Genomic DNA, 16,022 nt, shown 5'->3' with positions numbered 1-16,022 from the left:
ACTACTTTGGGGGAAACATGATCGAAAAAACCATATATCTCGATTACGCGGCCACCACGCCGGTGGATGCGCGCGTGGCGCAGAAAATGGCCGGCTTTCTGACCTGCGAGGGCCTGTTTGCCAATCCCGCTTCGGCCCACGCTCCCGGCCGCAAGGCGCGCGGCGCGGTTGAGCAGGCGCGCGTGCAGGTGGCGGTGCTGGTGAACGCCGAGCCCGGCGAAATCATTTTTACGTCCGGCGCCACCGAGTCCGACAATCTGGCGATCAAGGGCGCGGCGCATTTCTATCGCGACAAGGGCCGGCACATGGTGACTTCGCGGATCGAACACAAGGCGGTGCTGGACACCTGCAAACAGCTGGAGCGCGACGGTTTTGAAGTCACTTATATAAAGCCGAATGCCGACGGGCTGATCGAGCCGCAGGCGGTGGCTCAGGCTCTGCGCCCGGATACCGTGCTAGTCTCGATCATGCACGTCAACAATGAAATCGGCACGGCAAATGACATCGCCGCTATCGGTGCCATCGCGCGTGCGCATGGCGTCTGGTTTCACGTGGATGCGGCGCAGAGTGCCGGCAAGCTGCCCATCGACCTCAAGCAAATGCCGGTGGACCTGATGTCGTTTTCGGGACACAAGGTTTACGGGCCGAAGGGCATCGGCGCGCTGTATGTACGCAGCCAGCCGCACATCAATCTCGATCCGCTGATCCACGGCGGCGGACATGAACACGGTTTGCGTTCCGGCACGCTGGCCACGCACCAGATCGTGGGCATGGGCGAGGCCTATCGCATCGCGCGCGAAGAAATGCAGAAGGATGTAGCGCATTGCAGCGCGCTGCGTCAGCAATTGTGGCAGGCACTGCATGCCGCGGTGCCGGAAGCATTGTTGAACGGGCATCCGAACCAGCGAGTGTGCGGCATCCTCAACGTGGGCTTCCCCGACATCGAGGGCGAAAGTCTGCTGTTCGCCTGTCATGGCCTCGCGGTGTCCAGCGGTTCGGCCTGCACCTCGGCCGACAAGGTACCCTCGTTCGTGCTGCGCGCACTGGGCCGCGATGACCAGCTTGCCGGCAGCAGCATCCGCTTCAGCGTCGGGCGCTTCACTACCAGCGAAGAAGTGCAGACGGCCGCGCACATCGTGAGTGAGGAATACCATCGCCTGCGGGAACTCGCGCCCGCGGCCGGTTGAGCCATGCCAGATCCATTTGCCTCCTACAGCGACGCGGTGCGGGCGCATTTCCGCACGCCGCGCAATGCCGGACGGTTTGCAGCCGGCGATGAACGGATTCTCGCGGGCAGCGCTGGCCAGCGCCGTCACGGCCGGGAAGTGGAGTTCCAGTTGCAACTCACAGCCGAAGGCAGGATCAGCGATTGCCGCTATCGCGTGTACGGCTGTCCTGCGACGATCGCGTTGTGCTCGCTCACCAGCGAAGCGCTCAAGGGCGGCACACCGGCCGAAGCTGCGGGCTTCAGCGTGGTGACGTTGGCGGAGCAGCTTGGCCTGCCGGCGGAGAAGCGCGCTGCGGCCGTTACCGTGGAAGACGCTGTGCGCAATGCCGTGGGGCGCTACAATGGTGCGTCGGTAATACCGCTGTCGGTTCCGCAAATACAGGCTTGAACATGGCCATTACTTTGACCGATTCCGCCGCCCGCCGGGTGCAAAGCTACCTCGAGAAGCGCGGCGGTTTCGGCCTGCGCCTGGGGGTGAAGAAAACCGGCTGCTCGGGTTTTGCCTACGTGGTGGACTACGCCGACACCGCCGGTCCCGAAGATGTCGTGTTCGAGCAGCACGGCGTGAAGGTGCTGGTGAGCCGCGAGAACCTGCCGCTGCTCGACGGCACGTGCGTGGATTTCATCCGCAAGGGGCTGAACGAGTCGTTCCAGTTCGACAACCCCAACGTCAAGGATGCCTGCGGCTGCGGCGAGAGCTTCACGGTTTAACCCCCGGTTTTTCAGCGATTTACCCCGCCTTTTCGTTGCCTGAACCGGTCCGCAGCCGGTAAACTTACGCGCTTGAACGTGCCGGATTTTCGCAGCGCAGTTCGGGCGCGGTCGGCATCCTCTCACCCCCCGTCTGGAGTCGTGTTTGTGGCTATCGAGCGCACCCTGTCCATCGTCAAGCCGGATGGCGTGGCCAAGAACATCATCGGTGAAATCTACACCCGCTTCGAAAAGGCCGGGCTGCGCATCGTCGCGGCGCGCATGCTGCATCTGAGCCGCACCCAGGCCGAGGCTTTCTATGCGGTGCACCGCGCGCGACCGTTCTTCAAGCCGCTGGTGGAATTCATGATTTCCGGGCCGGTGATGGTGCAGGTGCTGGAAGGCGAGAACGCCATCCTCAAGCATCGCGAGGTCATGGGGGCCACCGATCCCCAGAAGGCCGTGCCCGGCACCATTCGACGCGACTTTGCCCGCAGCGTAGATGAAAACGTGGTGCACGGTTCCGATGGGGCGGAAACCGCGCGCCATGAAATCAGCTTCTTTTTTGCCGATCTGGATCTCTGTCCGCGGACTCGCTGAGGACACATGGCGGCCACCCCATCCAAAACCAATCTGCTCGGGCTGGAACGTCCGGAGCTGGAAAAGTTTTTCTCTGCATTGGGCGCCAAGCCGTTTCACGCGCGCCAGGTGATGCAGTGGATGTACCAGCGCGGCGTCGCCGATTTCGAGGCCATGACCGACCTCGGCAAGTCGTTGCGCACCCGCCTCAAGGAGTGTGCCGCAATTAGTCTGCCGCCGGTGTTTGCCGACCAGCTTTCCGCGGACGGCACGCGCAAGTGGCTGCTGGGCGTGGACGCGTTCAACAGCATTGAAACTGTCTTCATCCCCGAAGGCGACCGCACGAGCAATGATGATGCAATAGCGGATGTTGCGCCGACTGATTTCCCGGATGCCGCGACTGCGGTCGCAAGCGACCCACCGGCGGTCCGATCCCCTGAAAGGGGCTCCTCGGCCAGCGCCTCGGGTCGCGACCGCGCTGTTGGCGATGAAGCAATAGCGGAAATTGAACTGGCTGCACTCGCAACTCCTGCGACTGCGGCCGCATGCGCCCCACCGGCGGGCCGATCCCCCAAAGGGGGCCCCTCGGCCAACGCCTCGGGTCGCTACCGCGGTACCTTGTGCATCTCTTCGCAGGTCGGCTGCGCCATGAACTGCAGCTTCTGCGCCACCGGCAAACAGGGATTCAACCGCAACCTCACGAGCGCGGAAATCATCGCGCAGGTGCTGGTCGCACAGCGCGCGCTCGGCGCGGAGCGTCCGATCACCAACGTGGTGTTCATGGGCATGGGCGAGCCGCTGGCGAATTACCGCAACGTGCTGCCGGTGTTGCGCATCCTGCTGGACGACTTCGGCTACGGCCTGTCCAAGCGGCGCGTGACCGTGAGCACGTCGGGTCTGGTGCCAAATCTCGACAAGCTCGCGCGCGACTGCGACGTGGCATTGGCGGTGTCGCTGCATGCGCCCGACGATGCCTTACGCGATGAACTCGTGCCCATCAACCAGGTGCACCCGCTTGCCGAGCTCATGGCCGCGTGCCGGCGCTACGTGGCCAACAAGGATCGCAGCCATGTACACGTCACCTTCGAATACGTGATGCTGGAAGGCGTCAATGACAACCCGGAGCAGGCGCGCGCACTGGCGGCGCTGGTGCGCGACATTCCCTGCAAGGTCAATCTGATTCCGTTCAATTCTTTCCCCGGAACGAACTACCGGCGCTCGCCGCAGGCGGTGATTGACCGCTTCGGCGAGTACCTGTGGCGTCAAGGCATCGTCACCATCACGCGCCGTACGCGCGGCGAGGATATTGATGCCGCCTGCGGCCAGCTGGCCGGGCAGGTGCAGGACCGGATTCGCCGTGCCGAACGGCGGCCAAGCTCAATGGAGGCGCTGGCATGAATATACGGATTGCAGGCGGAGTTGCGGTGTTGCTTGCGGCTGGATTGCTGGCGGCGTGCGTCAGTTCGTCCTCGGCGCCGGGCGACAAGGTGTCATTGCAGCAGGCCTCACAATTCAACGTGGAGCTGGGGGTTGCCTATCTGCAGCAGGGCCGGCGCGATCTGGCGATGGAGAAGCTGCAGCTGGCACTCAAGCAGGATTCCGACAATGCCAATGCCTACATGGCGCTCGGGCTGTTGTACAACAGCACCGGCGACACGCAACGCGCGGACGAGAATTTCCGCACCGCCTTGCGCAAGGCGCCGGATAATCCGCAAACCCAGAACAACTACGCGGTGTTCCTGTGCCAGCACGGCAAGCCGCAGGAATCCGAACAGTATTTCCTCAAGGCCGCGGAGAATCCGCTGTATCCCACGCCGGAGGCGGCCTATACCAACGCCGGCGTGTGCGCCAACAAGATTCCCGACCAGGCCGCAGCTGCACAGTATTTTCGCCGCGCGCTGGCCATCAATCCGAATTTTCCTGACGCGCTCTACCAGATGGCGCGCATGAGTTACGAGCAGAAACACTATCTGGAGGCGCGCGCTTTCATCGAACGTTTCACTTCGGCTTCCCCCAGGCCGCGGCCGGAAGTGTTGCTGCTCGGCGCGCGCACGGAGCGCGCCCTCGGCAACCAGCAGGCCGCCGTCAAGTACGCCAGGCAACTGATCAGGCAATTCCCCGAATCTCCCGAAGCGCAGCAGCTCACTCAGAGTGATCTCAATGGCACAGGATCCGGCTGACCGGCCTGCCGGCGGCGGCAGTCTCGGCGAAGAATTGCGCACCGCGCGTGAGGCGCGGCACCTCACGCTGCACAAGGCCGCCCAGGAAATGCACGTGGGCGACGAGATCCTCCAGCGACTGGAAGCGGACGATTACGCTGCGCTCGGTGCGCCGATTTTCGTGCACGGACACCTGCGCAATTACGCGCGTCTGCTGGGTCTGCCGCCCGACGAGGTTCTGGCCAAATACGATCAGGCCTCAGGCAGACTGGCGCCGCCTCCGCTGGTTACCCAGCGCACCGATCACATGGGCAGGATGTGGCGCGGCGTCGGCCTGCCGGCTTCCTCCATCGCGGTGATCGTGGTGCTGGTGGTGCTGGCAGTGGTGTGGTGGCGGCATCAAGCGCCGAACCCCGCGCTGCCTGCCGTCGCACAGAGCGCCACGCCGGCCAGTGTGCAGTTGTCGCCGGGCGCCGGCTCCACGGCCAGCGTGCCTGCGCTGCGGCCGAGCGCCGCCGCTGAGGAAGCGCGCAGCACAGCATCGCGCGAGAGTGAAATCGTCCGTCCCGCCGGGCAGAACGTGAACGCGGCGGGTAGCGCACGCGTGCAACGGGCGCCGCTGAAATCCGCGGTCGGCGAACGCGCGGCGGGCAACGTTTCGTTGACCGAGCCGGGAGTGGCGCCCGCGATGCTGGCGCACGTAAAGTTCAGCGTGCATGAGGCTTCCTGGATCGAGGTGTATGATGCGGCCGGCAAACGCCTGTACTACAGCCTGGTGCCTGCCGGCGACAACATCGAGATCAGCGGCTTGGGTCCTCTGCAGGTGTTTCTCGGCAATGCTCCGGGTGTCAGCATTGAATTCGACGGCAAGGCGTTCAACCAGGATCCATTTATCCAGCCGAACACCAATACCGCGCGCTTCACTCTCGGGAGTGGCGCGGGTACCGGCAAGCCCGGCGGCTGACCGCGCATGCGTTGCTGATTTTTCGGGGTTTCCCTTGAGCGAGCTGATTCCGCCCATCCGCGGCATGAACGACATCCTGCCGGACGCCACGCCGCGCTGGCATCAGCTGGAAAGCGTGACGCGCAAGGTGCTGGGTGCGTATGGCTACCGCGAGATGCGCGTGCCCATCGTGGAGAAGACCGAGTTGTTTGCGCGCTCCATCGGCGCAGTCACCGATATCGTTGAAAAGGAGATGTACAGCTTCGAGGATCGCAATGGCGAGCATCTCACGCTGCGCCCCGAAGCTACCGCCGGGATGGTGCGTGCCGGCCTCAGCAATGGCCTGCTTTACAACCAGGTGCAGCGCTTGTGGTGCCACGGACCGATGTTCCGGCACGAGCGCCCGCAGAAGGGCCGCTACCGGCAGTTTCATCAGGTGGACGTCGAGGCCTACGGTCTGAGCGGCCCGGACATAGACGCGGAACTCAACATCATGCTGGCACGCCTGTGGAAGGCGTTGGGCGTGAGCGCGCTGGAGCTGCAGATCAACACGCTGGGGACTCCGGACACGCGTCAGCGCTACCGCAAACTGCTGGTGGATTATTTCCGGCAGCATCTGGACGCGCTCGACGAGGACAGCCGCCGCCGCCTCGATACCAACCCGCTGCGCGTGCTGGACAGCAAGGTGGCGGAAACGCGCGCAGTGGTGCAGGGCGCGCCGAGTCTCCTGGATCATCTGGACGCGGAGTCGCAGGCGCATTTTGCGGAGTTCCAGCGGCTGCTGGATGGCGCCGGCATCCGCTACCGCATCAACCCGCGGCTGGTGCGCGGCCTGGATTACTACACGCGCACGGTGTTCGAGTGGGTGACCACGCGGCTCGGTGCCCAGGACGCGGTGTGTTCCGGTGGCCGTTACGACGGCCTGGTGGAACACCTTGGCGGGAAGCCCACGCCCGCCATCGGTTTCGCCATGGGCATGGAGCGCATGGTCGCGTTGATGGAAGCGGAGGGTGTATCCGCACCGGATGCCGCGCCGCACGCTTATCTGGTGCGCGTGGGTGTGGAGGCCGAACGCGCCGGGCTGCAGCTCGCGGAACAGTTGCGCTCGGCACTGCCGGGACTGCGCCTGCTCATGGATTGCAGCGGTGGCGATTTCGGCAAACAGTTGAAGCGTGCCGACAAGAGCGGCGCGCGCGTGGCGCTGGTGCTGGGCGACAATGAAGCCCGCAAGCACGAGGTCGGGTTCAAGCCGCTGCGCAATACGACCGAGCAGATGAGCATTTCCTGGGAGCTGGCGGCGGCGCGTCTGGCGGCGTGGGTGCAGTGAACGACTTCGACAGCGTGAATACCTTGAATTGACAGCGGGAGCAGCGTGTGGACGAATTTCTTTCGGATCAGGAGCAGGTTGAGCGCATCAAGAAATGGTGGCTGGACAACTGGAAGTCCATCCTCGCGGGCATCATCATCGCGCTCATCATCATCTTTGGCTGGCGTTACTGGCAGCATCGCACCCAGGTGCGCAGCCTGACCGCGTCCGCCATGTACAACCAGATGGGTGCGTTGCTGACCGAGGCGCAGGGGCCGCAGGCGCTGGAGCTTGCCAATCAACTGGTGAACAACTACGCCGATACGCCGTATGCGGCGCAGGCGGCGCTGGCCATGGCCCAGTACGACGTCGGCACCAACAAACCCGACGACGCCATGCAGATGCTCGACTGGGTCATCAACCACAGCAAGGATGACGGCTTGAAGTTGCTGGCGCGTCTGCGCATGGCGCGCGTCAAACTCTCGGTGGGCGATCCGAATGCGGCGCTGGCGGCGCTCGCGGGCGTTGCGGCCGCCGGATTTACCCCGCTGTATGACGAAGCGCGCGGTGACGCCTATGTGAAACTGGGCGAAACCTCGCAGGCGCGCACGGCTTATCAAAGCGCCCTGCAGGCCTGGACTCCGCAGCTTGGAGACAAATCGCTGCTGCAGATGAAACTCGATGCGCTCGGCGGCACCGCGCCGGCCGCCGCGAGCGCCGCGCAAGCACCGGCCGCTCAATCCGGAGCCAAACAACCGTGAAAAAAATATTCTGGTTCGTATTACTGGTGATGCCGCTGGCGGCTTGTGTCAGCAACAACGTGGAACCACCAGCTCCGCTGGTGGCGTTCACGCCCGGCGTGAAAGTCGAGCGTCTATGGAGCGCTTCGGTCGGATCCGCCGATGCGATATTGCGCCTGGGCATCGTCGCCGCGAGCGACGGTGTCAACGTGTATGCCGCGGATCGCGGCGGCGACGTATACGCATTTTCCCTCAAGTCCGGGAAGCGTCTGTGGCGCACCGAGACCAAATTGCCGTTGTCCGGCGGTCCCGGAGTGGGCGGCGGACTGGTAGTGGTCGGTGCAAGCGACGGCACGGTCGTGGCGCTGGACGCCGCGAATGGCAGTCAGGCATGGAAGGCCACGGTCAACGGCGCGGTGCTTGCGAGTCCCGCGGTCAGCACGCAAGCCGTGATCGTGCACACCAGTGACGGCCACATCGTGGCGCTGTCGGTGGCCGCGGGGCAGCCGCTGTGGAGCGTATCGCGCGACGTGCCGAATCTGACCTTGCGCGGTTCCGGCGCACCGCTGATTGTGGGCGGCACCGTGCTGCAGGGTATGGCGACCGGCCAGTTGCTGGCGCTGAACCTGAGTGACGGCAGCCAGCGCTGGCTTGCCACCATTTCCGCAGCCACGGGCAGCAACGAACTGACGCGGCTTGTGGACATGGATGGGGTGCTGGCCGCGGATGACAGCAATGTATTCGCCGTGAATTACCAGGGGCGGGTCGCGGACGTGGCGCTCGACACCGGCCAGATTCTGTGGGCGCGCGACATGTCGAGCTACACCGGGGTGAGCGCGGATGCGGCGCACGTGTACGTGACTGACGTGCACAGCGCCGTGTGGGCGCTCGACAAGACCACGGGCGTGCCGGCATGGACACAGCCCGCGATGCGCGCACGCGATCTTACGGTGCCGGTGCCGTTCGGCAACACCGTGGTGGCCGGGGATCTGGACGGCTACCTGTTTTTCCTGTCCAAGAAAGACGGCAGCATCGTGGCGCGTGAGAGTCTCGGCGGCGATCCCATCCTGGCACCGCCCATCGTGGTCAACGACACCCTGGTGGTGCTGTCCACCAACGGCGATCTCGCTGCCTACAAGCTCGTGCCGCTCAAGCAATAATAAGGAAGCAGAAATATAAATCGCGGCTAAAGCCGCTCCTACAAGGTAAGATGATTGTGGGAGCGGCGGTCGGATCGGTGAGCGACTTGTGCGCCTGCAGACGTGCACTGTGCAGATGTGGCTTCTGGCCGCGATGCCTGTATATTGTGGGAGCGGCGGTCTCCGCCGCGATGCATCATTGGGTCTTGCATGCTTCCCGTCATTGCCATCGTCGGCCGTCCCAATGTCGGCAAATCCACGCTCTTCAATTACCTCACGCGTACGCGCGACGCGCTGGTGGCGGACGTGCCGGGCCTGACGCGCGACCGGCAGTACGGCTACGGCAAAGTGGGGGCGCGCTCCTGCGTGGTGGTGGATACCGGCGGACTGGAAGGCGAGGCGGACGAACTCAAGGAGCGGATGAACCGCCAGACGCAGAAGGCCATCGCGGAAAGCGACGCGGTGATTTTTCTGGTGGACGGCCGTGCGGGCCTGACCACCGCCGACTACAACGTGGCAGCGCAACTACGCAGCAGCGGCAAGCCGGTTCACGTGGCCGTCAACAAGACGGAAGGCATGGCCGCGGAACTCGTGACCGCGGAATTCCAGGCGCTGGGCCTGGGGGCGCCGCACGCCATCGCCTCGGCGCACGGGATCGGGGTCGAGGAACTCATTGATTCCATCCTGGCCGGGTTGCCGGCGGATTCCGATGCGGACCTGCCCGCGGAGTACGACGCGCGCGTCATCGTGGCGGTCATCGGCCGGCCGAACGTCGGCAAGTCCACGCTCATCAACCGGCTGTTGGGCGAAGAGCGAATGCTGGCGGGCGACCGGCCCGGTACCACGCGCGACAGCATTTACGTGCCCTTCGAACGTGAGGACCGCGCTTACACGCTGATAGATACCGCCGGCGTGCGCCGGCGCGCGCGCGTCGCGGACAAAGTCGAGAAATTCAGCATCGTCAAGACGCTGCAGGCGATTGAGCGTGCGCAGGTGGTGATCGCGTTGCTCGATGGTCAGGAAGGTATCACCGAGCAGGACGCCTCCTTGCTCGGGCTCGCCGTGGAGCGCGGCCGCGCGCTGGTCATGGCGGTCAACAAATGGGATGGCCTGAGCACGGATCAGCGCGACAGCGTGCGCCGGACGATAGATATCAAACTGCCGTTCCTGGAATTCGCGCGCCTGCATTTCATCTCAGCGCTGCACGGCAGCGGTATCGGCGGAATGCTGGGTTCCGTGGACGAAGCCGCGGCCGCCGCGATGCGGGAACTGGATACGCCGGAACTCACGCGTGCACTGCAGGCGGCCGTGGCCCAACACCAGCCGCCGCTGATTCGCGGCCGGCGCATCAAGCTGCGTTACGCTCACCAGGGCGGGCGCAATCCGCCGGTCATCGTCATCCACGGCAGCCAGACCGATGAAGTACCGGGCGATTACCGGCGTTATCTGGAAAACACGTTCCGCAAGCGTTTCGAACTCTTCGGCACACCGGTGCGTATCGAATTCCGCAGCGGCGAGAATCCGTACGCACGTCAGCGCAAGAAACTCACACCCAAGAAAGCCAGGATCGCGCGTCGTCAGCGACGCATCCACAAGCATCGCACGCAATAGGCCGGTGAATTTCCGCGCGTCGGTCTATCCGCATCAGTCGAATCGGGCATGCCCCGACAATCCGGCGAGCCGGTGCCGGCAGCGCATCGGGCTGATCGTGCCCGCATACTCCTCGTTCTCATTCATATCCGGCCGGTCAGCCTGTGATATAAAATCGGCCGAGGGTGCCGGCCCGGAACCTTAGCCGCCGCGGGCGAAAGCGGGAGACCAGCATGACGCCGGAAATCGGCCGCAATGCACAACACGAGGCCATGGAACGTGCACCGTCGGCGGCGCCTGAGGGCCAGCCGTTTGCCACGCTCGCGCTGGGAGTGCTGGGCGTGGTGTACGGCGACATCGGCACCAGCCCGATTTACGCGCTGCACGAATGTTTTGCCGGCGTCAGTGCGGTACCGGCGACCGCCGCCAATGTTCTCGGCGTTTTGTCGCTGGTATTCTGGACCCTGATTCTGGTCATATCATTGAAATACATGGTGTTTGTGCTGCGTGCCGACAACCGCGGCGAAGGCGGCACCTTTGCGCTGCTCGCGTTGTTGCGCCCGGACCAGGATCAGCAGCGCTTGCGCCGCCGCGCCCTGATTCTGCTCGGCATCGCCGGCGCGGCGACGCTTTACGGCGGTGCCATGATCACGCCGGCGATATCGGTGCTGAGCGCCACCGAAGGTCTCAAGGTGGCGGCGCCCTCGCTGCACAGCTGGGTAATCCCGATTACGGTGGTGATTCTGGTGTTGCTGTTCGCGGTGCAGCGTTTTGGCACCGCCAGAGTCGGCACGCTGTTCGGACCGGTGATGGTATTGTGGTTCCTGGTGCTGGCGGCGCTCGGCATCCATGGCATCGTCTCCAACCCCGCGGTGCTGCTGGCGGTGAATCCCTGGTACGCGGTGGAGTTTTTCCACCATGACGGCTTCACCGGATTTATGCTGCTGTTCGCGGTGTTTCTGGTGACCACCGGCGGGGAAGCCTTGTACGCGGACCTGGGACATTTCGGGCGCGCGCCGATCCGCAAAGTATGGTTCATGCTGGTGCTGCCGGCGCTGCTCATCAATTATTTCGGTCAGGGCGCGATGCTGATCGGTACGCAGGCCCACATGGTGCAGCCGTTCTTCAATCTGGCGCCGACCTGGGCTCTGTACCCGCTGGTGGTGGTTGCAACCGCCGCTACCTGCATTGCCTCGCAGGCGACCATCACCGGCGCCTATTCCATGACCCGGCAGGCCATCCAGCTTGGTCTGTTGCCGCGCCTCATGGTCCGCCAGACTTCGGCCGAAGCGCGCGGCCAGATCTACATGCCGACGGTGAACTGGCTGATGATGATTGCCGCCATCGTTCTGGTGCTGGTGTTCCGCACCTCGAACAATCTGGCCGCGGCCTACGGCGTGGCCATCAATTTCACCATGGCTACGACCACGATACTGGCTTTCAACGTGGCGCGCGAATGGGCCGGCTGGAAACTGCACGCCGCGGTGCCGGCGTTGCTGGGGTTCCTCGCGATTGATCTGGGCTTTCTGGCTTCGAACGTTCTCAAAATCCCCTATGGCGGCTGGCTGCCTCTGGCCGTGGGCTTGGTGCTGGTCACAATCATGACCACGTGGCGGCGCGGCAGCGAGCTGCTGGCGCGCCAGATCGCCGCCGGTACCACCTCGCTGGAGACTTTTTTCGGCCGTCTCACCGCGGACAATGTTCCGCGCGTGTCCGGCACCGCGGTGTTCTTCACCGGCCGTCTGGAGCAGACGCCGCCGGCGCTGCTGCAACTGATCCGGCATACCGGCGTGCTCTACGAGCGCGTCATCCTGCTGACGGTCATCATCGAGCAGGTGTCCAAAGTGGAAGCAGAGGAACGCATGGAGATCAACGAGTTGCAACAGGGTTTCTGGCGGCTCATTCTGCACTATGGGTTCATGCAGACGCCCAACGTGCCTTCGGATCTCGCGAACTGCGCCGAGCACGGGCTCAAGCTCGATCTCAGCGAGGTGCATTACCTGATCGGGCAGGTGGACATGCTCGCCGGGCGCAAACGCCGCGGCCTGGCGCGCTGGCGCGGGCGCCTGTTTGCCTGGATGGCGCGCAACACCGAAGACGCCACCGCCGCCTACCAGATTCCCAGCGCCCAGACGCTGGCGGTCGGATTGCAAATCGGCATTTGACCGGCGACATGCCGGTAGGCGTCAGGAAAACCGCAAGTGCTGAAATGCAAGGCATGCGGCGACTGCGCGGCCACTGCTAATGTAGAATCAAATGAAACCTGTGAGCAATGCGTGTCTGTTTGAACATTGTCATTCCCGCAAACGCCGCTATCCAGAAAAGCCAATTTCATATTGGATACCGGCGTTCTCCGGTGTGACGGGAACCGGGACAAACCAAGGCTTCCAATATTATGAATGGCAGCAAAAGGCAGGCTGTGAAGATCCCATTCGACTTCAATAACTATCGAGTCGTTATTGCCGGCGGCAGCCGCGGGATCGGGCGCGCCATCGTGCTGGGGTTTCTCGAGACCGGCGCCCGGGTTGCCGCCTGTGCGCGCGGCGCCGAGGGACTGGAAGCACTGCGGCCTGATGCCGGCGCGCATGCGGACCGGTTGCACACGCAACGGTGCGATCTCGCGCACAGCGGTGAAATCAAATCCTGGGTGGCCGCTGCGGCCCAAGAGCTGGGCGGCATTGACGTGCTCATCAACAATGCCACCGGCTACGGATTCCGCGAGCAGGACGCGGACTGGGAAGCTGACTTCAACGTTGATCTCATGGCCGCGGTGCGCGCTTCGCGCGAGGCGCTGCCGTACCTCAAGCAGTCGTCACACGGCTCGATTCTGCACACCAGCTCGATCGGCGCGCTGCGCCCGCGCGTGATGGGCCCGCCGTACGCCGCCATGAAGGCGGCATTGAGCCACTACACCACCAGCCAGGCGCTGATGCTGGCCGAGCATAGGATTCGCGTGAATGCGATCGCGCCGGGCTCCATCGAATTCCCCGGCGGTGTGTGGGAGCGCCTCAAGCACGAGAAGCCGGAACAGTACGCCGAAATCCTCACCACCATTCCGTTCGGCCGTTACGGCACGCCGGAGGAAGTGGCGCGGGTTGCGCTGTTTCTTGCGTCGCCTCTGGCCGGCTGGATCACCGGTCAGACAATCGTCGTGGACGGCGGCCAGTCGTTACGCTTTTGATATGCCACGGAACTCGCCGCTTATATAAATTCAGCTTGTTGCTGATTTATCTCCGGTTTTTCGCACACTGCGTTTACCATTCAACAGCCTCCGGGGTAGACAATCGGGCACAGAAAGCGGCATGCTGAGGCACGGACAAGTCTTCCCAAGGATCCATTCATGAGCAGGATTATCGGGCGTAACACCTCGAGCCTCGGCCGCCGCCGGGTGCGCAAGCCGGACAGCTCCAAGCGTGCCCCGCTGCCTGCGTACATTCGCAGCGTGAAAGTAGCGGTGGACGATGCCGATCGTGATTACATCCGCCGCAAACTTGGCCGCAAATTGGGCAAGTTTGGCAGCGAGGTCGAGCGCGTCAGCGTGCGCATTGAAGACGTCAATGGGCCGCGCGGCGGCCGCGACAAGCGCTGCCGCATAAAGATCACGTTGCGTGGCATGCTGAGCGTAGTGGTGGAAGAACAGCATTCGGCATTGCAAGCAGCGATTGACGGTGCACTGGAGCGCGCCGGAAGCACGGTCACGCGGCAATTGCAACGCCGGCGGCTGAGGACTCGCGCACGCCGAGGCGGCAGATAGCGGCGTATCTGATCAATCGCAATCTTCATGAATAGCAGACTGGAGGAAACCGTATGCACAAAGAAATAACCGATCAGAGCGTGCTTCAGCACATCGAGCGCTTGGTGGCAGAGGAGGAGCGGCTCAATGCCACGCCGGAGCAGGCGTCCGCCAGCCAGCAGCGCTTGAAGGAAATCGGCGTGTCGCTGGATCGTTGTTGGGATCTGCTGCGCCAGCGCCGCGCGCTGCGGGAATTCGGGCGTGACCCGGACAAGGCGCAAGTGCGCGCGGCCGAGGTCGTGGAAAAATACAAGCAGTAACCAAGCTCATGGTTTGGCTGCATGGGCTTACGGGTTTTTCAATCAGAGGAGAACAACGTGCATAAACCATGCGATGTCGCAGTGTTGGTCGGCAGCCTGCGCAAAGAATCCTTTAACCGCAAGGTAGCGAATGCGCTTGCAGAACTTGCGCCGCCGGAGCTGAAACTGGAGATCGTGGCGATTGGCCTATTACCGCTGTACAACCAAGATTTGGATACCGCTGATCCTCCCGCCGCCTGGAAGAGTTTCCGTGAGCGCGTCGGACGCGCCGAGGCGGTGCTGTTCGTCACGCCTGAGTACAACCGCGGGATTCCCGCGCCTTTGAAGAACGCCATTGATGTGGGCTCGCGGCCCTACGGCCATAGTGTCTGGAACGGTAAGCCCGGTGCCGTGGTCAGTGTCTCGCCCGGCGCCATCGGCGGCTTCGGCGCGAACCATCACTTACGGCAGTCACTGGTATTTCTGAATGTGCCGGTGATGCAGCAGCCGGAAGCCTATATCGGCGGCGCAGACAAACTGTTTGATGCCAACGACAAGCTTGTCAATGATGGAACGCGCAAGTTTTTGCAGGGGTTCATGCAGTCGTTCGCCGCCTGGATCTCGACAAACGCCAAATAATGTGGCCGGCATGGGATCATGAGACCGCTGTCGCCAAAATCTCCCGTGGGCGCGGGCGGGCGGTTGTATGATTAGTCCCAAATTCCGCCGTGACTTCATGCAAGGAGATCGCATGTCCAGCCGTCGTGATTTTCACAGAGCGCTGCTGGCCGCGTTGATGCTTTTCGGCCTGATTATCGCCGCCTGGGCGCAAGCCGCACAGGCGGACGCTGCCTTACACTGGCGGCCCGCGCATGTCGTGGTGGTGATTGAGGAAAACAAATCCTTTTCCACCATCATCGGTAATCCGGAAGCACCCTATCTCAATCAACTGGCGAAACAGGGGCTGTTGTTCACGGACGCACACGGAATCGTGCATCCCAGCCAGCCGAACTACGTGGCACTGTTTGCCGGTTCGACTTATGGTCTGACGGACGACTCCTGTCCGCATGATCTGACCGGGCCCACGCTGGCGAGCGAACTCCTGGCGAAAAAGCTGAGCTTTGCCATTTATTCGGAAAGCATGCCCAACTCCGGATTTACCGGCTGCAGCGCCGACAAAGGACTCTATCGCCGCAAGCACAATCCGGTGGCGGATTTTCAGGCTGCCTTGCCGGCGTCGGTAAATCTGACGTTCAGCGCGTTCCCGAGTGACTATGCCAAGTTACCGACCGTGGCTTTCGTGGTTCCCAACATGATGAACGACATGCACGACGGCACCATCGCCGAAGGTGATCGCTGGCTGAAAGTGCATCTGAGTCGTTACGCAGAATGGGCCAAATCACATAACAGCCTGCTGGTCGTTACCTGGGACGAAAGCGATGCCCGCAGTATGACCAACCAGATACCGCTGATTGTCGTTGGCGCAGGACTCAAACCTGCCCACAGCGGGCAGTTCGTGGATCACTACAGCCTGCTGCGCACACTGGAGGATTTTTACGTTCTGAAGCCGCTTGGCCACCGCGCCAAGACAATACCCGCCACGCTTCTGCCGTGAT

General features: G+C 63.2%; 17 protein-coding genes. All 17 read left to right on the top strand.

The genetic code is table 11. The features are described from left to right. Positions 1-20: 20 nt before the first annotated feature. The 17 genes from VJR90_11575 to VJR90_11495 all read left to right on the top strand — a co-directional run bounded on the left by VJR90_11575 (position 21) and on the right by VJR90_11495 (position 16,021). Positions 21-1,187, top strand: a complete 1,167-nt coding sequence (locus tag VJR90_11575) for an IscS subfamily cysteine desulfurase (protein HKV98111.1) — start codon at positions 21-23, stop codon at positions 1,185-1,187. Positions 1,188-1,190: 3 nt separating this feature from the next. Continuing rightward, complete coding sequence (locus VJR90_11570; GenBank protein HKV98110.1) at positions 1,191-1,616, top strand: iron-sulfur cluster assembly scaffold protein; 426 nt, start codon at positions 1,191-1,193, stop codon at positions 1,614-1,616. Between the two features lie 2 nt (positions 1,617-1,618). After that, positions 1,619-1,939 (top strand): iron-sulfur cluster assembly accessory protein, encoded by a 321-nt coding sequence (locus VJR90_11565; protein HKV98109.1) that lies wholly within the window; start codon positions 1,619-1,621, stop codon positions 1,937-1,939. Positions 1,940-2,086: 147 nt separating this feature from the next. Further along, positions 2,087-2,518 carry a nucleoside-diphosphate kinase gene (ndk, locus tag VJR90_11560; GenBank protein ID HKV98108.1) on the top strand — a complete coding sequence of 144 codons (432 nt, stop codon included), beginning with the start codon at positions 2,087-2,089 and terminating at the stop codon, positions 2,516-2,518. Positions 2,519-2,524: 6 nt separating this feature from the next. Next, positions 2,525-3,895: a 23S rRNA (adenine(2503)-C(2))-methyltransferase RlmN gene (rlmN, locus tag VJR90_11555; GenBank protein HKV98107.1), complete on the top strand. Its 1,371-nt coding sequence runs from the start codon at positions 2,525-2,527 to the stop codon at positions 3,893-3,895. Next, positions 3,892-4,677, top strand: coding sequence for a type IV pilus biogenesis/stability protein PilW (gene pilW / locus VJR90_11550; GenBank protein HKV98106.1), 786 nt, complete (start codon positions 3,892-3,894; stop codon positions 4,675-4,677). Before rlmN ends, pilW begins: the two co-directional genes overlap by 4 nt. Beyond that, positions 4,658-5,620 (top strand): RodZ domain-containing protein, encoded by a 963-nt coding sequence (locus VJR90_11545; GenBank protein ID HKV98105.1) that lies wholly within the window; start codon positions 4,658-4,660, stop codon positions 5,618-5,620. The genes pilW and VJR90_11545 overlap by 20 nt, the downstream gene beginning before the upstream one ends. Positions 5,621-5,654: 34 nt before the next feature. Continuing rightward, on the top strand, positions 5,655-6,926 hold the full coding sequence (gene hisS / locus VJR90_11540) for a histidine--tRNA ligase (protein HKV98104.1): 1,272 nt from the start codon (positions 5,655-5,657) through the stop codon (positions 6,924-6,926). A 47-nt stretch (positions 6,927-6,973) separates the two neighbouring features. After that, the gene (locus VJR90_11535) at positions 6,974-7,666 is read left to right on the top strand and encodes a tetratricopeptide repeat protein (protein ID HKV98103.1); all 693 of its coding nucleotides are present in this window, start codon (positions 6,974-6,976) and stop codon (positions 7,664-7,666) included. Continuing rightward, the gene (bamB, locus tag VJR90_11530) at positions 7,663-8,805 is read left to right on the top strand and encodes an outer membrane protein assembly factor BamB (protein ID HKV98102.1); all 1,143 of its coding nucleotides are present in this window, start codon (positions 7,663-7,665) and stop codon (positions 8,803-8,805) included. Before VJR90_11535 ends, bamB begins: the two co-directional genes overlap by 4 nt. Before the next feature lie 189 nt (positions 8,806-8,994). Further along, the gene (der, locus tag VJR90_11525; GenBank protein ID HKV98101.1) at positions 8,995-10,395 is read left to right on the top strand and encodes a ribosome biogenesis GTPase Der; all 1,401 of its coding nucleotides are present in this window, start codon (positions 8,995-8,997) and stop codon (positions 10,393-10,395) included. A 251-nt stretch (positions 10,396-10,646) separates the two neighbouring features. After that, positions 10,647-12,539 carry a KUP/HAK/KT family potassium transporter gene (locus VJR90_11520; GenBank protein HKV98100.1) on the top strand — a complete coding sequence of 631 codons (1,893 nt, stop codon included), beginning with the start codon at positions 10,647-10,649 and terminating at the stop codon, positions 12,537-12,539. A 230-nt stretch (positions 12,540-12,769) separates the two neighbouring features. Continuing rightward, the gene (locus VJR90_11515) at positions 12,770-13,555 is read left to right on the top strand and encodes an SDR family NAD(P)-dependent oxidoreductase (protein ID HKV98099.1); all 786 of its coding nucleotides are present in this window, start codon (positions 12,770-12,772) and stop codon (positions 13,553-13,555) included. Between the two features lie 159 nt (positions 13,556-13,714). Further along, positions 13,715-14,128: an HPF/RaiA family ribosome-associated protein gene (locus VJR90_11510; protein HKV98098.1), complete on the top strand. Its 414-nt coding sequence runs from the start codon at positions 13,715-13,717 to the stop codon at positions 14,126-14,128. A gap of 53 nt (positions 14,129-14,181) precedes the next feature. After that, a complete protein-coding gene (locus tag VJR90_11505) occupies positions 14,182-14,427 on the top strand; it encodes a DUF2630 family protein (protein HKV98097.1) in 246 nt (81 codons plus the stop codon). 57 nt (positions 14,428-14,484) lie between these two features. Next, positions 14,485-15,045 (top strand): NAD(P)H-dependent oxidoreductase, encoded by a 561-nt coding sequence (locus tag VJR90_11500; protein ID HKV98096.1) that lies wholly within the window; start codon positions 14,485-14,487, stop codon positions 15,043-15,045. Positions 15,046-15,157: 112 nt separating this feature from the next. Then, positions 15,158-16,021, top strand: coding sequence for an alkaline phosphatase family protein (locus VJR90_11495; protein ID HKV98095.1), 864 nt, complete (start codon positions 15,158-15,160; stop codon positions 16,019-16,021). The last annotated feature ends 1 nt before the right edge of the window (position 16,022 follow it).

It is taken from the genome of Gammaproteobacteria bacterium (assembly GCA_035279405.1).
GTDB lineage: Bacteria > Pseudomonadota > Gammaproteobacteria > Natronospirales > REEB76 > REEB76.
The sequence above is the reverse complement of the archived record's forward strand: the minus strand, read 5'-3'. Positions and strand labels throughout refer to the sequence as shown.

Bases quoted from the DNA above. Each gene is read 5' to 3' on its own strand.
- VJR90_11505 (HKV98097.1), top strand. From the start codon at position 14,182: ATGCACAAAGAAATAACCGATCAGAGCGTGCTTCAGCACATCGAGCGC.
- VJR90_11495 (HKV98095.1), top strand. From the start codon at position 15,158: ATGTCCAGCCGTCGTGATTTTCACAGAGCGCTGCTGGCCGCGTTGATG.
- VJR90_11510 (HKV98098.1), top strand. From the start codon at position 13,715: ATGAGCAGGATTATCGGGCGTAACACCTCGAGCCTCGGCCGCCGCCGG.
- VJR90_11515 (HKV98099.1), top strand. From the start codon at position 12,770: ATGAATGGCAGCAAAAGGCAGGCTGTGAAGATCCCATTCGACTTCAAT.
- rlmN (HKV98107.1), top strand. From the start codon at position 2,525: ATGGCGGCCACCCCATCCAAAACCAATCTGCTCGGGCTGGAACGTCCG.
- pilW (HKV98106.1), top strand. From the start codon at position 3,892: ATGAATATACGGATTGCAGGCGGAGTTGCGGTGTTGCTTGCGGCTGGA.
- VJR90_11565 (HKV98109.1), top strand. From the start codon at position 1,619: ATGGCCATTACTTTGACCGATTCCGCCGCCCGCCGGGTGCAAAGCTAC.
- VJR90_11570 (HKV98110.1), top strand. From the start codon at position 1,191: ATGCCAGATCCATTTGCCTCCTACAGCGACGCGGTGCGGGCGCATTTC.
- der (HKV98101.1), top strand. From the start codon at position 8,995: ATGCTTCCCGTCATTGCCATCGTCGGCCGTCCCAATGTCGGCAAATCC.
- VJR90_11520 (HKV98100.1), top strand. From the start codon at position 10,647: ATGGAACGTGCACCGTCGGCGGCGCCTGAGGGCCAGCCGTTTGCCACG.
- VJR90_11545 (HKV98105.1), top strand. From the start codon at position 4,658: ATGGCACAGGATCCGGCTGACCGGCCTGCCGGCGGCGGCAGTCTCGGC.